Here is a 17,552-nt window from a genome sequence, read left to right as displayed (position 1 = left end):
ACGATGCGGGTACTGGTCGCCGAGGACGAGGAAATCCTCGCGGAGCTGGTCGCCACCGGGCTGCGGCGGGCGGGCTTCGCCGTCGACACGGTGTACAGCGGTGATGCCGCCCAGGCGTACCTGGGGCTGCACGACTACGACGTGGTCGTCCTGGACCGCGATCTGCCCCGGGTGCACGGCGACGACGTGGCGCGCGGGCTCGTCGCCTCCGGCTCCCGGACCCGGATCCTGATGCTGACGGCCGCCGGGTCGATGGAGGACCGGGTCGCCGGGCTCGACCTGGGCGCCGACGACTACTTGGGCAAGCCGTTCGAGTTTCCCGAGTTGATTTCCCGCGTACGCGCCCTGCGGCGGCGCAGCGCCCGCCCCGTACCGCCGCAGCTGGAGCGGTACGGCATCCGGCTCGACGCCGTACGGCGGTCGGCGACGCGGGACGGACGGGACCTGGACCTGTCGCCGAAGGAGTTCACCGTGCTCCAGCTGCTCCTGGAGGCGGACGGCGCGACGGTCAGCGCGGAGGAGCTGCTGGAACGGGCCTGGGACGCCAACGCCGACCCCTTCACCGGGGCCGTCCGGGTCTGCATGAGCAAGCTGCGGAGCAAGCTCGGTGAACCGGCCGTGATCCGTACCGTCCAGGGCGTGGGGTACGCGCTGTGAAGCGATGGGCCCGGCTGTCGCACGCCACGATCAGAACCCGCATCGCCCTCGTCTACGGCGGGGTCTTCCTGGTCCTCGGCACGGCTCTGCTGGCCACGGTGAACCTGGCCTCCCGCGCCGGTACGGACTCGCAGGCGCGTGCCATCGCGGACACCGCCGTCGTGGTCCAGCCCGGCTACGCGGTCAACGGGCCGCTCGTCAGCCACCGCAGACTCGGCCCGCCGACGGTCTACGACCTCACCGACCACGTCAGCGACGCGGCCGGCCACCAGCTGCTCATCTGGTCCACCGCCGCGCTGCTGGTGATGACGGCCTGCGCGGTGGGCGTCGGCTGGTGGACGGCGGGCCGGGTCCTGCGGCCCGTCCACGCCATGACCGCCAAGGCGCGCAAGCTCTCCGCGCACACGCTCCACGAGCGGATCGCCTCCAGCGGGCCGGACGACGAGCTGAAGGAGCTGGGCGACACGCTCGACGCGCTGCTCGCCCGGCTGGAGCGGGCCTTCGACAGCCAGCGGCGGTTCATCGCCAACGCCTCGCACGAGCTGCGCACCCCGCTGGCCACCCAGCGCGCGGCGATCCAGGTCGGTCTGGACGATCCGACGCCGGAGGACCTCGTCCGGACGCGGCAGACGCTCCTGGACAACAACCGGCGCAGCGAACGGCTCATCGACGGACTGCTCGTCCTGGCCCGCAGCGAGCGGGGGCTCGACAAGAGCGAGCGGGAACCGGTGGACCTGGCCCGGGTGGTGGCCGAGGAGGCGGCCCGGCACCCGGACGTCCGGCTCGACACCCGGCCGTGCCCGGTGCGGGGGAACCGGCTGCTGCTGGCCCAGCTGGTGGCGAACCTGCTGGCCAACGCGGTGACGTACAACGTGTCCGGCGGAAGCGTCGACGTATCGGTGGTCCCGGCCGGTGCCGGGGTCCTGCTGGAGGTCCGCAACACCGGACCGGTGGTGGACGCGGCGGACATCCCCGGCTTGTTCGAGCCGTTCCGGCGGGGCGAGGGCAAGGACCGGATGGGGCCGGGCTCGGGGCTCGGCCTGTCGATCGTGCGGTCCATCGCGCTGGCCCACGGCGGTACGGTCACGGCGGTGCCGGGCCCCGGGGGCGGGCTCGCCGTGACCGTACGCCTCCCGGCGTCTCAGGAACGCGTGGCCACCCACGCGGGGAGTGCGGCCAGCAGCTCGCGGTAGAACGTGGCGTCCGGGACCTCGCGGGGCGCGGGGCCCGCGTGGAAGAAGCCGGTGTTCGGGGCGTCCAGCTTCCGCAGGAAGTCGAAGCCCTTGCCGTCCGTCTCGCCGAACGCGACGAACTGGAAGAACAGCGGCAGCCGGGCCGCCGCGTCGATCGCCTGGCGGGCGGCCTGCCGGACGTCCGGGGGCCCGTCCGTCTGGAAGACCACCAGCGCGGGGCCGGTCGCCCCGGACTTCTCGTAGTGCGCGACGACCTCCTCGACCGCGTGGTGGTAGTTCGTCCGGCCGAGGCGGCCGAGGCCCGCGTTGAGCGCGTCGATCCGGCCCTCGTGGCCGTCCAGCTCGACCGTGCCGGTGCCGTCGATGTCGGTCGAGAAGAACACGACCTGCACGGTGGCGCTCTCGTCCAGGTGCGCGGCGAGCGCGAGCGTGCGGTCGCCCAGGTGCTGGGCGCTGCCGTCCTTGTAGAACGGGCGCATGGAGCCGGAGCGGTCCAGGACCAGATAGACGGTGGCGCGCAGCCCGGTCAGCCCGTGCGCCTTCAGCCCGGCCTGCGCCGCCTTGTACGCCCCCGCCAGCTCGGGCGCCCGCGCCTTGACCTTGGCGAGGGTGAGCGCGGGCTTGCCGCTGGCGGCCGGAGCCGCCGGGGCCGCCTCGGGCTCAGGCTCGGGGTCCATGTCGATGACGATCGGCGCGGGGGCGGCGGCCTCCGGCTCGGGGGTCGCTACGGGGGCCGGTTCGGCGGCGGCCTTCGGCTCGGGCTCCGCGACGGGCGCGGGCTCGGCCACGGGCTCCGGCTGCGGGGTCTCGCTCGCGATGACCGGCTCGGGCTCGGGGGTCTCCGAGGCCACGACGGGCTCGGGCTCCGCGATGGCCTCGGCGGCCGGCTTCGGGGCCTCGGCCTCCGGCGCCTCCGGCTCCGCCACGGGGGCGTCGGTCTCCGCGACCGGCTCCGGCTCGGCGACGGGCTCGGGCGCCTCGGCCACGGCGACGGGCTCGGGCGCCTCGGTCTCCGCGACCGGCTCAGGGGCCTCCGGCTCGGCGGCCGTCACCGGGGCCTCGGCCACAGCGGCCGGCTCGGGCGACTCCACCTCGGCGGTCTCCGTAACCGGCTCCGCAGGAGCCACCGCGTCCGGGCCCTTGCCCTGGGCCGGGACCGTGGGTGCGGCCGGGTTGTCGAAGGCCGCGGCCACCAGGTCCGACGCCTTGGCGTCCTCGTCCTCCTCGGACGACGCGGGGGCCGGCACCGAGATCGTGACGGGTGCCTCGTCCGGCTCCGAGGCCGTGGCGCTCGTGTGCTCGCCCTGGGGCGGGACCGTGGCCGTCGTCGGGTCGTCCTGGTCCGTGCGGTCACGGCCGAACACCTTGCGCAGCAAGCTCCGAATGCCCATGGGCGAGCCTTTCGCGTGAGTTGGGTGCGATGAATGTCCGTACTGCGGGAATTGATCCCTGGCCAGGGCGGATACGTAAGGTTAGCGGCCGGATAAGGCCGTTCGATGGCACGGCCCGCATGTGGGACAACCGAGAGCGAACCGAGCCCGGACCGAGTCCTGAGGCCCTGTACGGGCGTTCACGTCGCCCCCATGTCACCTGCACCGCACAGGCGTCGAGTTGACGCGGGAACGTGCCGCCCCGGGCCACCGCTTACAGTCGGACGCATGGTTTCGGGTGAGGCTCCGCAGACGGAGGGCAGTGTCCGGGTCGATGTCTGGATCTGGTCGGTCCGGCTCACAAAGACCCGGGCGCAGGCCGCTGCCGCCTGCCGCGCGGGTCATGTGAAGGTCGCGGGCGAACGGGCCAAGCCCGCACAGCCGGTGCGCGTCGGTGACGAGGTGCGGCTCCGGCACGCGGGCCGGGACCGGGTCGTCGTCGTGTCGAAGCTGGTGAAGAAGAGGGTGGGCCCGCCCGTGGCCGCCGAGTGCTTCATCGACAACAGCCCGCCTCCGCCGCCGCGCGAGGCCGCGATCGAGGTCCCGGTACGCGACCGGGGCGCGGGAAGGCCGACGAAGCGGGACCGCCGCGAGATGGACCGGCTGCGCGGAATGGGCCCCGGCCCGACGGACTAGCGCGGAAGCCCCGGCCTCAGCGGTGACCGGACGCGTGCACCACGATCACGGTCTTGCCGCGCGCCCCGCCCGCCCGGTTGCGGGCCAGGGCCAGCGGCGCGTCCTCCAACGGCAGTTCGGCGTCGACGGGCACGCGCAGGATGCCGTCCGCCGCGCCTGCCGCCAGCACGTCGAGCAGGACCGGGCTCGGGTCGAGGCGGAAGTCGACGCCCCTGACGCCCCCGGGCAGCCGGGCCCCGGCGGCGGCGCCCCGGGCCGAGAGCGCGATGCCGCCCGGCCGGACCGCCGCCGCGTGCGCCGCGAACGCGTCCGGGTCCGCCGACGCCAGGTCGGCCAGCGCGTCGATGCCGTCCGGGCAGGCCCTGCGCAGCGCCTCGGCGGGCGGGCCGTCCGTCAGGTCCACCGAGGCGGCCGCGCCCAACGACCCCATCCTGGAACGCTCGTCACCGCGTACCGCCGCGATCACCCGGACGTCCCGCGCCCGGGCGAGCTGGGTCAGACAGCAGCCGACGCCGCCCGCCGCCCCGACGACCAGCAGGGTCTCGTGGCCGCGCAGCGCGACCGCCTCCAGGATCTGGGCGGCGGCCATCCCGGCGGACGGGAGCGCGGCGGCGGCCCGGGCGTCGAGGCCGCGCGGGACGAGGGCGATGGCGGAGTCCTGCTCCACGCACAGGTAGTCCCCGTACGAGCCGCACGCCTCCGCGACGGCCGCCCGCCCGAAGACCGGGTCGCCCACCCGGAAACGGTTCTCGCCACCGCCGATCATGTCGACGCGGCCCGCGTAGTCGACGCCGAGGACGAACGGGAAGGACCGGGGCGCCGGGGCGAGTTCACCGGCGGAGCCGTCCGCGACCTGCCAGTCCAGCGGGTTGAGCGAGGCGTATTCGACGCGTACCCGGACCTCGCCGGGCCGGGGCTCCGGCTTGGGCAGCTCGACCAGCACCGGGTCGGCCCGCAGCGCGCTGACGGCGATGGCTCGCATCCGTACACCTCCCAGTCGGGCAGCTCCGGCGGGAGCGGCCGCGTCAATCCGCCGGTGCCGGCAGTACCCGCTGGGCCCAGATCCGGGCCGCCGCCGCGCACACCGCGACGGCCAGGCCCAGGCCGAAGACGACCCACACCGTGGTGCGCAGCGACGAGGTCAGCGCGTCGTAGACGGCCGCCGCGGCGCCGGTGTCGCTGTCCGGGACCTCGTCGAGGACCCGGTCGCGGGCCAGCGCCAGCAGCCCGCGCAGCACCAGCGCGCCGAGCGCGAAGCCCGCGCCCGCCACGGCGGTGCCGGCCAGCGCGGCCATGGCCCGGGCGCGGCGGCCGGGCCCGCCGCGCGTCCAGGCGAGCACGAGGGCGAGCAGCGCGAAGACGAGCGTGCCGACGGCCGGCCACACGCTCGCGTTCCGCAGCCACCGGAAGCTCTGCCGCAGCTGGTCCGCGCGGTCGGCGGAGACCAGCTGGATGTCGGTGTGCTGGACGGGGATCTGATCGGCGAACGGCACCCCGTTGTCGATCAGGTTCTGCCTCACCTGCTCCGTGACGGGCGCCAGGTCGATCGTGACGCTCTCGCCGCTCTGCCCGTCCAGCGCGGCGGTGACCGTCTCGTGCGCGGTGCGGTTGGCGGCGGTCCAGGCGTCCTGGAAGGCCTCCGTGGTGGTGAAGGACTGCACGGCCTGGTGCAGGAACTCGCGCACGGTGCTCTGGAGCGGGCCGACGTCGATCTGCTTCATCGCGCCGTCGGTGATCAGGTCCGCGACGGTGCTCCGGACCGCGGGGTCGTCGGCGAGCGGGGAGACGGCGGCCACGTAACGGTCCGTGTCGTCGATCTCCAGGTCGACCCAGGCGGACAGCGCGCTCAGCGGCACCAGGACGGCCAGCAGCACCAGCAGTACCGCCGACAGGGCCACCGAGAAATACGTCCGCACCCCTCCAGGGAATCCCGGATGGTGCCGGCGCGCCCCGGGCCATGGGCCATCCGAGTTGCCGGGCGGCCCGACCAGGTGTGCTCTGGAGGGAAAGCGGGGGCGACGGAAGGAGCTCTCTGCCATGGCCGCACAAGCTTCGGTGCCGGCACGCGGGAGGCACGCGATGCCCACCCGGCACCGCCCGGTCCTCAGCTGGGCGATCCCGGTCACGCTGGGCGTGATCATGGGCTGCTACGCGACCGCCATCGTCCGCGGCGGCGGGGTCCTCACGGGCACCCGGCTGGCCCTCGGGCTCGTCTCCGGCGCCGCGCTCGCGGTGCTCTGCTTCGGGCTCGGCCGCATCCAGAACCGGCTGCCGCGCGAGCTGCGGGCCGCCGCGTACGGGGTGCTGACCGGCGGTTCGATCGGCTTCCTCTACAGCCTGTCCGGCGCGAGCATCCTGTCCGCTTCGGTGCTCGGACTGATCCTCGGGGCCGGCGGACTGCTCGCCTCGTACTACTACTTCTACACGCGGGAGTGACGCCCGCGCCCACCCGCACGTCAGCGATCCTTGACCTTCTCCCCGGGGGAAGGCCAAGGATCGAGTGTGCCGGGGCGGGGAGTCCGCCCGGTATGAGGAGGCGTGCGGTGACGGAGTACGGGCAGGGGCGGGGCCCCGGCGCGGAGCTGGTGACGATCGGGGCGTTCGCCCGGCTGTCCCGGCTCTCCGCGAAGGCGCTGCGCCGCTACGACGAGCTCGGTCTGCTCCCGCCGGCCCTGGTCGACCCGGTGAACGGCTACCGGTACTACGACCCGGCGCAGGTGCGGGCGGCCCGGCTGGTGGCCTGGCTGCGCCGGATCGGGATGCCGCTCGCCCGGATCAGGGAGGTGATCGCGCTGGACTCCGGCGCGGCCGCCGCGGCGATCCGGGCGTACTGGGCACGCGTCGAGGCGGAGACGGCGGCGCGCCGTGACCTCGCGGCCTTCCTCATCGACCAGCTGTCGACGGAGGACGTCATGACATCGGTGGGCACGCTCGGAATCCGCTACGCGGCCCGCACCGACACGGGTGCGGTGCGTGAGACCAACCAGGACGCGGTCTACGCCGGAGCCCGGCTGCTCGCGGTCGCCGACGGGTTCGGCGCGGGCGGGGCGGGGGCCAGCACGGCCGCGATCGAGGCCCTGAAGCCGGTCGCGCCGGGCGCGGTGCCGGCGGCGGAGCTGCTGAACCTCCTGCACGACGCGGCGGAGCGGGCGGCGCTCGCGGTGCGGGACGCGGTGGCGGGGAGCGCGGCGCCGGAGGAGTCCGGCACGACGCTGACGGCGATGATGTGGACGGGCTCGCGGCTGGGGCTCGTGCACATCGGGGACTCGCGGGCCTATCTGCTGCGCGGGGGCGAGCTGTTCCGGATCACGCACGATCACAGCCTGGTCCAGTCGATGGTCGACGACGGTTCGCTGACGGAGGAGGAGGCGTTCTCCCACCCGCAGCGGGCGATGCTCCTCAAGGTGCTGTCCGGGGACGGCCCGTACGGCTCCGGGCCCGATGTGGACGTCCGGGACGCGCTGCCCGGCGACCGCTACCTCCTCTGCTCGGACGGGCTCTCGGCGGTCGTGGACGGCGGGGAGCTGGCGCGGGTGCTGGCGGGGGCGGACGGGCCGTCCACCGCCGTGGGCGCGCTGATCGGGCTCGCGGAGGCGGCCGGTGCGCCGGACAACGTGGCGTGTGCGGTGGCGGACGTCGTGGAGCTGTGAGTACGCGGGAGGGCCCCGCACCACGCGTGGTGCGGGGCCCTCCCTTGCGTACGGCGGATCAGTTGCGGACGACGGTCACCGGGCAGGCGGCGTGCTGGGTGACGTGCAGGCTGACCGAGCCGAGCAGGGTCGCCTTGAAGCCGCTGTAGCCGCGGGCGCCCACGACCAGCAGGTTCGCGCCCTCGGCCCGGTCGAGCAGGGCCTGCGCCGGGTTGCCGATCACGACGACCTTGCTGACGGCGGCGGCGCCCTGGGCGCCCAGCGCCTCCTCCAGGGTCTCGGTGAGGGACACCGTGGCCATGGCCTGGGGGTCGAAGTCCTCCGGGAGGCCCGGCATCATCGAGGCCCAGCTGGTAGCGGGGTACTCCCAGCTGTTTACGGCCTCCACCGTGTCACCGGTCAGCTCCGCCTGGCGTACGGCCCAGTGCAGTGCCTTGACCGACGACTCGGAGCCGTCGACGCCCACCACGATCCTGCCCATCTCTGCCTCCAGCTCGGTTCTGCGGTTGTGCTTGGATCACGCGTTCCCGTACGACTCTAGTCAAAACGGGCGAAACGGCGATCTCCGTGGGTCCGGTCAGGCCGGGCGCAGGGCCGCGAGCTGCTGCTCGAAGGGGATCACCTCGTCGTCCGGGCCGGGCGTCCTGGCCGCGCCGGAGACCGCGTGTCCGCCCGTGACGGCGTCCGCCAGCTCGCCGCCCGCGCGCCGGATGCGGGCGGGCAGGCCCTCGGCGTACTCGTCGCCGGACGCGCCCCAGTCCTCCGACGCCGCGTAGACCGAGGTCGGCAGCGTGACGGCGCGCAGGTAGGCGAAGAGCGGGCGCATCGCGTGCTCCAGGACCAGCGAGTGCCGGGCGGTGCCGCCGGTGGCGGCGACGAGCACGGGCTTGCCGGTCAGGGCGGTGTTCTCGACCAGGTCGAAGAACGACTTGAACAGTCCGCTGTACGAGGCGGTGAACACCGGGGTGACCGCGATCAGGCCGTCGGCCTCCGTCACCGCCGCGAGCGCGTCCGCCAGGGCGGGCGGCGGGAAGCCGGACACCAGGTGGCTCGCGATGTCCGCGGCCAGGTCGCGGAGCTCGATCACCCGGACGTCGACCGGGCGGTCCTGCCCGGCCTCCAGCCGCTCGCGGGTGGCGGCGGCCAGCCGGTCGGTCAGCAGCCGGGTCGAGGACGGGTTGCTGAGGCCGGCCGATACGGCGACGATCCTCACGGGTGCGGTGGCGAACACGGTCAGCTCTCCTTCGTGGCGGCGTAGGCGGGGTGCAGCGGCGCGGTCTCGGGGACACCGGCCGGGCGCAGCGCGGCGAACTCCTTGCGCAGCACGGGGACGACCTCCTCGCCGAGGATGTCCAGCTGCTCCAGAACCGTCTTCAGCGGCAGGCCCGCGTGGTCCATCAGGAACAGCTGGCGCTGGTAGTCGCCGACCGCGTCGCGGAAGGTCAGCGTCCGCTCGATGACCTCCTGGGGGGAGCCCACGGTCAGCGGCGTCTGCTGGGTGAAGTCCTCCATCGAGGGCCCGTGGCCGTAGACCGGCGCGTTGTCGAAGTACGGGCGGAACTCGCGTACCGCGTCCTGCGAGTTCTTCCGCATGAACACCTGGCCGCCGAGGCCGACGATCGCCTGCTCGGCGGTGCCGTGCCCGTAGTGCGCGTACCGCTGGCGGTACAGCCGCACCATCTTCTTCGTGTGCTCCATGGGCCAGAAGATGTTGTTGTGGAAGAAGCCGTCGCCGTAGTACGCGGCCTGCTCGGCGATCTCCGGCGAGCGGATGGAGCCGTGCCAGACGAACGGCGGCACGCCGTCCAGGGGACGCGGGGTCGCGGTGAACGACTGGAGCGGCGTACGGAACTTGCCCTCCCAGTCCACGACGTCCTCCCGCCACAGCTTGTGCAGCAGGGCGTAGTTCTCGATGGCGAGCGGGATGCCCTGGCGGATGTCCTTGCCGAACCACGGGTACACCGGGCCGGTGTTGCCGCGCCCCATCATCAGGTCCACGCGGCCGTCCGCGAGGTGCTGGAGCGTCGCGTAGTCCTCGGCGATCTTCACCGGGTCGTTGGTGGTGATCAGCGTGGTCGAGGTCGACAGGACGATGTTCTTCGTCTGCGCCGCGATGTAGCCGAGCGTGGTGGTCGGTGACGAGGGGACGAACGGCGGGTTGTGGTGCTCACCGGTCGCGAAGACGTCGAGCCCGACCTCCTCGGCCTTCCGCGCGATGGCGACGGTGGCCTTGATCCGCTCGTGCTCGCTCGGCGTCGTACCGGTGGTGGGGTCGGTGGTGACGTCCCCGACGGTGAAGATCCCGAACTGCATGGCGCCCGCCTCCTGATCGCTGTTTGTTGAACCTTGAACTATCTGAACGCCTCGTACAACGGGGGGAGGGGGCGGCGTATTCCTTCCCGGGGACCAGGACCGATGGCCGATGTGCGCGGGCCGGACCGCCTCATACGCTGCCGCTTCGTGCGCGGCCGCGCGTGCCGCCCGACGAAGGGACGCCCGTGTCATTCACCGCCGAGACGCATGTCCGCCTCGCCCGGCCCTCCCGTGATCTCGCCGCCGCCGAGCGGTTCTGGGTGGCGGGGCTGGGGCTGACGGTCCTCTTCCGCGCCGCCGCGGAACGGGAGCCGGGGACGCATGACCTTCTTATGGTGGGGCACCCCGGTGCCTCCTGGCATCTGGAGCTCACGCGGGGGCCGGTCGAGCCCCGGCCCACCGAGGAGGACCTGCTCGTCCTGTACCTGGACGGGCCGGTCCCGGACGACCTGGTGGACCGGCTGCTCGCCTGCGGCGGTACGAGGGTCGGCTCGCCGAACCCGTACTGGAACGAGTGGGGGGTGACGGTGGAGGACCCGGACGGATACCGCGTCGTCCTGTGTCGCCGGGGCTGGCGCCCGTAGATGAGCGCGCGCCCCGGTCCGGGGCGCCCCTCAGCGTCGCGTGAGTGCCCGGCGGCCCAGGAGCTCCGCCAGGCCGCGGCGTGTGGCGGCGATGATCACGCGGTCCGTCGGGCGGAGTACGTAGCCGGGGTGGAGGTTCCAGACGAGGGCGCCCTCGGGGGCGCCGTTGGGGGCCACGTCCAGGGCCAGCACGCGCCACGCGCCCTCGCGGAACGCCTGGTCCACCGTGCGGCCCTCCAGCTGGGGGTGGCCGCCAACCTCCACCGCCGCGAACAGGAGCACCTTGCGTTCGACCGGGATTGCGCCCAGGATCTGCCGGCCCATCATCGCGACCGCGAAGGACGGGCCCGCCAGATGGGAGACCGAGCGGGAGCGGGTGATCGCCTGCGGGTGCGCCGTGCGCAGCGTGCGGTAGACCGCCGTGGCGAACTCGTCGTCGAAGAGCCGGACCGTCACCCGCAGGCTGGGCTTGAGGGACCTGGCATACAGCGCTGCCTCCAGGTTCGTCGTGTCGATGCTCGTCAGCGCGAGGAGCCCGCGGGAGCGGCCGATCTTGGCCGCTTCGAGCACCCCCTCGTCCGTGACGTCACCGAGTACCACCGGCACGTGCAGCCGCCGGGCGAGGGGGATGCCCCGCGCGTCCGGGTCCTCCTCCACGCAGACCACCGGGATGCCCAGCTCCCGCAGGTGCACCAGGACCCGGGTGCCGATCTTGCCGAGCCCGAGCAGCACCACGTGCCCGGACAGCCCGCGCGGCGGCCGCCGCAGCGAGGACGCGCTGCGCAGCGAGCCGAACGCCTCCAAGACCCCCGCCACCAGCAGCGGCAGGAGCATCAGGCCCGCGATGCCGGAGAGGATCTGGATGATCTGGCGGGCGGCGGGGTCCCCGATGGCCGGGTCGCCCATCGCGAACAGGTCGAGCAGGGTGAGGTACGTGGCGTGCAGGGGGTTGTCGTCCGTGGTGAACGTGGAGGCCGCCGCGAGCCCGAGCACCGCGAGCCCGACGCCCAGCGCCGACCACCGCAGCCGCCGCGAGAAGAACTGGCTCAGCGGCGCGCTCCGGCCGCTCATCCGGACCTTCGGCGCGGCCGGACCGGACTGCGTGACGGCCTCCAGGACGACCGTGCCGCGCCCGGTCGCGGCGGCGATCTCCGCGGGCCCGGGCAGCAGCTGCGGCCCCTCCGCCCCGCTGCTGTCGGAGCCCTCCGCGCCCGCCGGGTCGTGGGTGGTGGAGGAGAGCAGCGCCAGGGTGCACAGGCCCGGGTTCGCGACCTGGCCGCCCGGCGGCGGGGTGCGCTCGGCGGCCCGCAGGAACAGGCCCTCGGCCCGGATCACCCGCGTCGACCCGGCGAGCGCGGTGGCCGCCAGGGCCGGCGCGGCGGTGTCCGCGTCGGACAGCACCGTGGTGGAGGCGTCGATCGCGGCCGGGTCGAGCCCGGGGGACGCGACGGCCGCCGCCTGGTCGAGCAGGGTCTCCAGATGCTGGCCCAGCTTCCGGTTGTAGAGCCGGATCACCAGCCGCACACGGGGGTTGAGCCGGCGCGCGGTCAGCGCGGCCCGGATGTTGCGCTCGTCGTCGTCGTAGACGAGGGCGACCGCCGAGGCCCGGGTGATGCCCGCCTCCGCCAAGGACTCGTCGGACGGCTCGGCCGCCTGGAGGATGCGCACCGGCTCGACGCCCGCGAGGGAGTCCCCGTCCGAACCGTGCGGCAGCCCGCCGCCGTTGCGGTTCATCGCGGACGCCATCCGCCCGAACAGCGCGGCGGCCCGCCCGCGCCCGCTCAGCGGCTCGTCCGGCCTGACCGTGCCCGGCTCGGGCGGCACGACGAGGGTGACCCGTTCCCCGTACACGTAACGCAGCTCCACGGCGAGCCGCTGGGCGAGCGCGTCGTCCCCGCAGACGACCATGTGGCCGGAGAACGGGGAGGGTTGGGGTTGCTGGGGGAATGAGGACACGTGTCCCAGCATGCCTTGCTCCGTTCCGTTGATCGAGGACGGTCAGCGGTCTTCGGGGTGTCTGGCCAGTAGATGGCGCGGGTCGGCGGCGCGCCCGATCGCCGTCTCGACGGCCGCGATCCGGTCCGCGAGCAGCCCCAACGCCGCGACCGCGCGGGTCATCGGATCGCCCTCGGGCCCGCCGAGTGCCTGGGTGCGGACGTACGAGGAACAGAGCGCCGCCCACCGCTCGGCCTGCGCGGGCGTGAGCGTGCCCCGCAGTGCGGCGAGCTTCAGGAGCGCGGCCTCGGCGCCGCTGGTGAGGGTCTGTGCCTCGCCCGCGTAGTGGTCGGCCACGACGGCGGACAGTTCCGCGTCGTTCATCACGGGCGCGATCCGCTCCGCGATCCGGTTCATGTTGCGGTACGAACCCTGGAGCCGGAACGGGGGTTCGGTGCGGGTGGCGTCGGTCTGCGCGGCGGACGCGATGTACGCGGCGTTGACCGCGAGCACCGTGTCCCGGGCCCGCAGCAGATGCCGCAGCACGGCGGTGATCCGGTCCACCTCGGCGGGAGCGTAGGGGTGTTCGAGCAGCTCCGGACGCGCCGTGGGGTCCTCGGCGGCGAGCCGCAGCAGCAGCGCCAGGTCGTCGCGGGAGCGGCCGGCGAGCGGGGCGAGGACCGGGTTGGCGGTCAGCGCGTTCTCCACGAAGCTCAGCGCGAAGGTGTCCTCGCGGCCGGACAGCACCTCGCCCAGATTCCACACGTCCGCCCGGTTGGCGAGCATGTCGGGCACCTGGAAGCGCGCCCCGGACTCGGTGTACGGGTTGCCCGCCATGCACACCGCGAACCGCTTGCCCCGCAGGTCGTACGTGCGCGGCTCGCCGTCCCGTACGCCCTCGATGCGGCGCGTGGCGTCGCAGAGCGGGATGAACTTCTGGAGGAGTTCCGGCGAGGTGTGCTGGATGTCGTCCAGGTAGAGCAGCGTGTTGTTGCCCGCCTCAAGCGCGAAGTTGATCTTCTCGATCTCCTGGCGCGCGGTGGCACTGCCCGCCTGCGCGGGGTCGAGCGAGGTCACGTCGTGGCCCAGGTTCGGGCCGCTGATCTTGACGAGGACGAGCCCGAGCCGGTCGGCGACGTACTCCATGAGCGTCGTCTTGCCGTAGCCGGGCGGCGATACGAGCAGCAGCAGGCCCTGTGAGTCGGTGCGGCGGTCGGCGTCGGCGGTGGAGAGCTGCTTGGCGAGGCTGTCCCCGATGAGCGGCAGGTAGACCTCGTCGAGGAGCTGGTTGCGGACGAACGCCGACATGACGCGCGGGCGGTGGTCGTCGAGCCGCAGCCGGGTTCGCTCGGCGGCGACCAGGGCGGTGCGGCGGCGCTGGTAGGCGCGGAATCCCGGGACGACGGCGGTACGGAACTCCTCGGTCCGGGCGAGGAGTTCATCGATGCGGACGGTGAGCCGGCCGCGCTCGATGCGCGGGTGGACGCCGAGGAGCCCGTCGACGGTCTCGGTGAGCGGCGCGTCCGCTTCGTAACGGCCGAGCAGGCCCTCGGGGCACAGCTCCACGGCGACGGCCTCCGCGAGGTCGCCCGGGTCGAGGTCCGTGCCGCTCGCCTCGGCGTACGAGGTGAGCCAGCCCTCCACGAGCTGGCGCCGGGCGGGCAGGTCGTCCGCGAGGGCGGCGAGGTCGTCGTCGTACGCCGAGGTGCCGGTGGCGTGGCGGAACTTGTCCAGGAACGCCCGGACGGAGGCGCCCGTCGCGAAGCCCTCGGGCCCGCCGGTCAGCTCCTCGAAGAGGTACGCGGCGACGGTCCGGGGGCTCTCGCCGCCGATCACCGACGCCCACTCCTCCTGGAGCGCGGCGACCGCCGGGGCGAGCCCGAAGGTCTCCCTGGCCCGGGCCAGCGAGCGGGCGCGGCGCGTCCAGGAGGTGCGGCGGGTCTCGTCCGTCCCATGGGCCCAGAACAGCTGGGCGGCGGCCCGGACGGCGGCCGGGAAGCGCAGCAGCCCGGCGCCCGCGTGCAGCCGCAGCAGCGCGCCCAGGATCGCGGTCGCGTCCTCGTCGTGGACCCCGCGCTGGTAGCCCTCGTCGTACGCGGCGGAGGCGGACTCGCGCACGAGCGCGGCGAGTTCGCCGTCGTCCAGGGAGGCCAGCCGGTCCGCGCCGTGCTCATCGAGGAGGCGGGCCGCCAGGTGCTCGCCCCGGTAGACCGCCGGGGATTCGGAGGGCAGCGTCTGGTCCCAGTACGGGCGGGTCGCGGCGAACTCCGGGTCGGTCACCGGCATCCGGTAGTCGGTCCCGGTGACGGCGAACGCGAGCGTGCCGTCCTGCGGTACGAGGGTCAGCTCGAACGGCTGGGTGTTCACCGCGAACCGGTGCCGGCCGAGGCGGATCACGGACCCGCCGTCCGCGTACAGCTCGTCCCGGTCGCGCAGCGCCCGGCCCGCCTCCTGGCGGGCGGCGAGCAGCTGCCCGTCCAGCTCCTCCGCGCGCACGGTGTCACCGAGCGCCCGCAGCTCCTCGGCGGTCCGGCGGACCTTGGCGACCATCGGGTCGGAGGCGAAGTAGGTGTGGACGGCGTCCGCGTCGGGCAGCGCGGCGCTGCGCCGGGCGACCGTCTCCAGGACGCGCGCCGCGGAGTCCGCGAGGCGTCCGGTGCGGCGGGCCAGCTCGTCCTGGAGGCCCTGCCGGCGGGCCGAGAACGCTTCGTACACCTCCGTCCGGCGCTCGCCCAGCTCCGCGAGGAAGTCGTCGTACTCCGCGAACCGCGCCTCCAGGTTCTCCAGCTGGAGCAGCAGCCTCGCCAGCTGCTCGTCGCAGGACTCCGGTGTGCCGGCGGCGGCCAGCGCGGCCGTGACGGCCTGCCCGAGCAGCGCGGACTCGGCGGCGAACTCGGCCCGGCCCTCGTGGTCCGCCAGGGCGCGGCGGCGGGCGTCGAGCGTGGCGCGGGCCCGGTTGACGGCGCCCAGGACTTCCGCGATGCGTTCCAGGATCGACGTACGGACCACTCCGTCGCCGATGTCGAGACCGGCGACGACGTCCGTGACGGTGCTCAGGCCGTCCGTCATGGCGGCCAGCCGGTCCCCGAGCGCGGCCGCGTCGGTGACCGTGGCGAGCTCGGCGGCCTCCTCGGTGAGGCGGGCGATGTCCTCGTGGTACCCGGCGAACGCGTCGTCCCTGGCCAGGAAGGCGACCGCGCGGCGGGCGGCCGCCTCGATGTCCTCGGCGGTGGTGGCGGTGAGCTCAGCGATGCGCTCGGTGTCCGCGTACCGCATCTCGGCGAGGGTCGCCAAGTGGCCGTGCGCGCCGCGCAGCTCGGTGAGGCGCTCGACCCACTCGGCGGCGGTGCGCGGGGCCTCGCCGCGGACCCGGCGGACCAGGGCGGTGATGCGGTCGGCGGTCTCGGTGAGCGCGTCGGCGGCCTGCCGGGTGAGGGCCTGGACCGCCTCGAACTCCGCGACGACCTGGCGCGCGGTCTCCCGCAGCTCGCCCAAGGGCTCGGCGAGTCCGCCGAGTTCGGTGTCGTCCAGCCAGTGGTAGCGGTCCCCCGCCCGTACGCAGTCGGCGACCAGCCGGTCGTACACGGCGGCCGTCGGCGCCGTCTCGGACGCGGCGTGCGCGAGGGCCAGGCAGTCGGAGATCCCGCGCACGAGGTCGGCGTTGCCGACCCGGGCCAGGGGGCCTTCGCCCGCCGGGCGGGACGCGGCGTACGTGTCGGAGACGTACGGCGTCTGCCAGCGCTGCAACGGGTGGACACGTGCGGCGCCGCCCTCCACCGGGTCGCGCAGGACGACGAGCGTGCCGTCGTCCAGCAGCGCGTGGCCCCGGCCCTGGAGCGGGGTCGCGACCTCCTGGCGAATGACGTTGTACGGAAGGAGCAGGCTGCGGCCGTCCTGGCGGGACCGGAAGACGTACAGCACGTCCTCGCCGTTCGGCGAGCGGACGGCCTCCTCGAAGACCGGGTCGGTGAGCGGCTGCGCGATGTCGAAGGTCCGGGCCTCGCCCGTCGTCAGGTAGAAGCCGCCGGGGAAGATGATCCCCTGGTCCTCCGGGAGCCGCTGGCAGGCCGGGCCGATGCCGTCGAGGCGGGTGACGGTCCCCAGGAGCGCGTTGAAGACGAGGTAGCGCCGCGCCTCCTCCTTGTACGGGCGTACGCGCAGCAGAACGAGCGGGCCCAGCTCCGCGTACTCGACCTCGGCGTCCGCGAGGGACTGGAGGGGTTCGGTGACGGGCTCCTCGTAGATCCCCTCCGGGGTCTCCGTGTCGTTGACGGTCTTCACGGTGAGCGTGCCGCCCAGCGTGTCCACGTACAGCTCGGCCTCGCAGCCGAGGGCGATGTGCGGGTGGCGGCCCGCGACGTGGGCCTCGCGGCCCGCGGTGGTCCAGGTGAAGTCGTGCGACGGCGGGAAGACGTGGTCGCGCTCGCCGCGCGCGTCGAGGAACGCGCCGGGGGAGCCGTCGGGGTTGAGTGCCCAGCGCAGGACCCGGATGTCCTTCGCGGTGTCGCCGGTACGGAAGACCGCCAGCAGGCGGCCCTCGGTCCGGCGCAGCCGCAGCAGGCGGGCGGCGCGGAAGTAGCGGTGCAGGCCGTCGAATTCGCGGACGAAGGAGGCGTCGGTGAGCGGGGTGCCGGTGCCGGGGGTGAGGTCGGCGGCGTACAGGGCGAGCACGTCGTCCACGGCGGGTGAGTCCTGCGCGCCCGGGCCGCGTTCGAAGCCGAACAGCAGCTCGCCGCCGAGTGCGACGAGGTCGCGGGGGGTGGAGGGGCGGTGCGTCCGGATCTGCTCGCTGCCGAGCAGCTGGAGGCCGGTGGCGCCGAACGCCTCGGTGCGGCGGGCGTTGAGGGCGGTGGCCCTGCGGGCGAGCTCGGTGGCGTGCGTCCGGAGGCGGCGCCGCAGGACGTCGTAGTCCCCGGCGGCGGGGGCGGTCACGGTGTCCATGGGATGCGGTCTCCTTGCGGTGCGGCTTGCGGCGGTGCCTTCAATCGCCGGACGGGTTTGGACTTGCCGTCCGGGTGTCCTCAAACGCCGGACGGGCTTCGTTTGATCCGCGGGCCGGATCGGGCGTGCTGTTCAGGCGTCCTCAAACGCCGGACGGGCTTGGGAGGTCGCCGGGTGGACTGGAAGTGACCGTCGGGCGGGGGCTTGAAAACC

At 74.1% G+C, this 17,552-nt stretch carries 14 protein-coding genes; 6 read left to right on the top strand and 8 right to left on the bottom strand.

Translation table 11 applies throughout. From position 1 onward, the window contains the following. The first annotated feature begins 3 nt into the window (after positions 1-3). Both OHS17_RS16115 and OHS17_RS16110 read left to right on the top strand, forming a co-directional pair. On the top strand, positions 4-657 hold the full coding sequence (locus tag OHS17_RS16115; RefSeq protein WP_037785831.1) for a response regulator transcription factor: 654 nt from the start codon (positions 4-6) through the stop codon (positions 655-657). Continuing rightward, positions 654-1,850 carry a sensor histidine kinase gene (locus tag OHS17_RS16110; protein ID WP_330312740.1) on the top strand — a complete coding sequence of 399 codons (1,197 nt, stop codon included), beginning with the start codon at positions 654-656 and terminating at the stop codon, positions 1,848-1,850. Before OHS17_RS16115 ends, OHS17_RS16110 begins: the two co-directional genes overlap by 4 nt. On the opposite strand, the gene OHS17_RS16105 is transcribed toward OHS17_RS16110, so the two are convergent. Continuing rightward, positions 1,799-3,241, bottom strand: coding sequence for a VWA domain-containing protein (locus OHS17_RS16105; protein WP_330312739.1), 1,443 nt, complete (start codon positions 3,239-3,241; stop codon positions 1,799-1,801). The two genes, OHS17_RS16110 and OHS17_RS16105, sit on opposite strands and share 52 nt — an antisense overlap. A gap of 267 nt (positions 3,242-3,508) precedes the next feature. Between OHS17_RS16105 and OHS17_RS16100 the strand changes: the two genes are divergently transcribed. Continuing rightward, a complete protein-coding gene (locus OHS17_RS16100; protein WP_330312738.1) occupies positions 3,509-3,916 on the top strand; it encodes an RNA-binding S4 domain-containing protein in 408 nt (135 codons plus the stop codon). Positions 3,917-3,932: 16 nt separating this feature from the next. On the opposite strand, the gene OHS17_RS16095 is transcribed toward OHS17_RS16100, so the two are convergent. Both OHS17_RS16095 and OHS17_RS16090 read right to left on the bottom strand, forming a co-directional pair. Next, positions 3,933-4,898: an NADP-dependent oxidoreductase gene (locus tag OHS17_RS16095; RefSeq protein ID WP_330312737.1), complete on the bottom strand. Its 966-nt coding sequence runs from the start codon at positions 4,896-4,898 to the stop codon at positions 3,933-3,935. Between the two features lie 43 nt (positions 4,899-4,941). Next, a complete protein-coding gene (locus OHS17_RS16090; RefSeq protein ID WP_330312736.1) occupies positions 4,942-5,832 on the bottom strand; it encodes a hypothetical protein in 891 nt (296 codons plus the stop codon). Positions 5,833-5,953: 121 nt separating this feature from the next. On the opposite strand from OHS17_RS16090, the gene OHS17_RS16085 reads away from it, so the two are divergent. Further along, positions 5,954-6,352: a hypothetical protein gene (locus OHS17_RS16085; RefSeq protein WP_026171379.1), complete on the top strand. Its 399-nt coding sequence runs from the start codon at positions 5,954-5,956 to the stop codon at positions 6,350-6,352. 92 nt (positions 6,353-6,444) lie between these two features. Further along, a complete protein-coding gene (locus OHS17_RS16080; protein ID WP_330312735.1) occupies positions 6,445-7,566 on the top strand; it encodes a MerR family transcriptional regulator in 1,122 nt (373 codons plus the stop codon). A gap of 58 nt (positions 7,567-7,624) precedes the next feature. On the opposite strand, the gene OHS17_RS16075 is transcribed toward OHS17_RS16080, so the two are convergent. The 3 genes from OHS17_RS16075 to OHS17_RS16065 all read right to left on the bottom strand — a co-directional run bounded on the left by OHS17_RS16075 (position 7,625) and on the right by OHS17_RS16065 (position 9,879). Further along, positions 7,625-8,047: a universal stress protein gene (locus OHS17_RS16075; protein WP_330312734.1), complete on the bottom strand. Its 423-nt coding sequence runs from the start codon at positions 8,045-8,047 to the stop codon at positions 7,625-7,627. A 96-nt stretch (positions 8,048-8,143) separates the two neighbouring features. Then, a complete protein-coding gene (locus tag OHS17_RS16070) occupies positions 8,144-8,797 on the bottom strand; it encodes an FMN reductase (RefSeq protein WP_330312733.1) in 654 nt (217 codons plus the stop codon). Positions 8,798-8,799: 2 nt separating this feature from the next. Beyond that, entirely contained in the window at positions 8,800-9,879 is a 1,080-nt protein-coding gene (locus OHS17_RS16065; RefSeq protein ID WP_330312732.1) for an LLM class flavin-dependent oxidoreductase, read from the bottom strand. Positions 9,880-10,064: 185 nt separating this feature from the next. On the opposite strand from OHS17_RS16065, the gene OHS17_RS16060 reads away from it, so the two are divergent. Continuing rightward, complete coding sequence (locus tag OHS17_RS16060; RefSeq protein ID WP_330312731.1) at positions 10,065-10,463, top strand: VOC family protein; 399 nt, start codon at positions 10,065-10,067, stop codon at positions 10,461-10,463. A 30-nt stretch (positions 10,464-10,493) separates the two neighbouring features. On the opposite strand, the gene OHS17_RS16055 is transcribed toward OHS17_RS16060, so the two are convergent. Further along, entirely contained in the window at positions 10,494-12,431 is a 1,938-nt protein-coding gene (locus OHS17_RS16055; RefSeq protein WP_330312730.1) for an NAD-binding protein, read from the bottom strand. Positions 12,432-12,461: 30 nt separating this feature from the next. Next, entirely contained in the window at positions 12,462-17,339 is a 4,878-nt protein-coding gene (locus tag OHS17_RS16050; protein ID WP_330312729.1) for a DNA repair ATPase, read from the bottom strand. Positions 17,340-17,552: the final 213 nt, after the last annotated feature.

Source organism: Streptomyces sp. NBC_00523 (assembly GCF_036346615.1).
Lineage (GTDB): Bacteria > Actinomycetota > Actinomycetes > Streptomycetales > Streptomycetaceae > Streptomyces.
Note: the sequence above shows the minus strand (reverse complement) of the source record. Positions and strands in the feature narration are given on the sequence as shown.

Excerpts from the sequence above, each read along its gene's own strand:
- OHS17_RS16105 (WP_330312739.1), bottom strand. The coding sequence starts at position 3,241 with ATGGGCATTCGGAGCTTGCTGCGCAAGGTGTTCGGCCGTGACCGCACG.
- OHS17_RS16050 (WP_330312729.1), bottom strand. The coding sequence starts at position 17,339 with ATGGACACCGTGACCGCCCCCGCCGCCGGGGACTACGACGTCCTGCGG.
- OHS17_RS16055 (WP_330312730.1), bottom strand. The coding sequence starts at position 12,431 with ATGCTGGGACACGTGTCCTCATTCCCCCAGCAACCCCAACCCTCCCCG.
- OHS17_RS16095 (WP_330312737.1), bottom strand. The coding sequence starts at position 4,898 with ATGCGAGCCATCGCCGTCAGCGCGCTGCGGGCCGACCCGGTGCTGGTC.
- OHS17_RS16085 (WP_026171379.1), top strand. The coding sequence starts at position 5,954 with ATGGCCGCACAAGCTTCGGTGCCGGCACGCGGGAGGCACGCGATGCCC.
- OHS17_RS16075 (WP_330312734.1), bottom strand. The coding sequence starts at position 8,047 with ATGGGCAGGATCGTGGTGGGCGTCGACGGCTCCGAGTCGTCGGTCAAG.
- OHS17_RS16100 (WP_330312738.1), top strand. The coding sequence starts at position 3,509 with ATGGTTTCGGGTGAGGCTCCGCAGACGGAGGGCAGTGTCCGGGTCGAT.
- OHS17_RS16065 (WP_330312732.1), bottom strand. The coding sequence starts at position 9,879 with ATGCAGTTCGGGATCTTCACCGTCGGGGACGTCACCACCGACCCCACC.
- OHS17_RS16080 (WP_330312735.1), top strand. The coding sequence starts at position 6,445 with ATGAGGAGGCGTGCGGTGACGGAGTACGGGCAGGGGCGGGGCCCCGGC.
- OHS17_RS16115 (WP_037785831.1), top strand. The coding sequence starts at position 4 with ATGCGGGTACTGGTCGCCGAGGACGAGGAAATCCTCGCGGAGCTGGTC.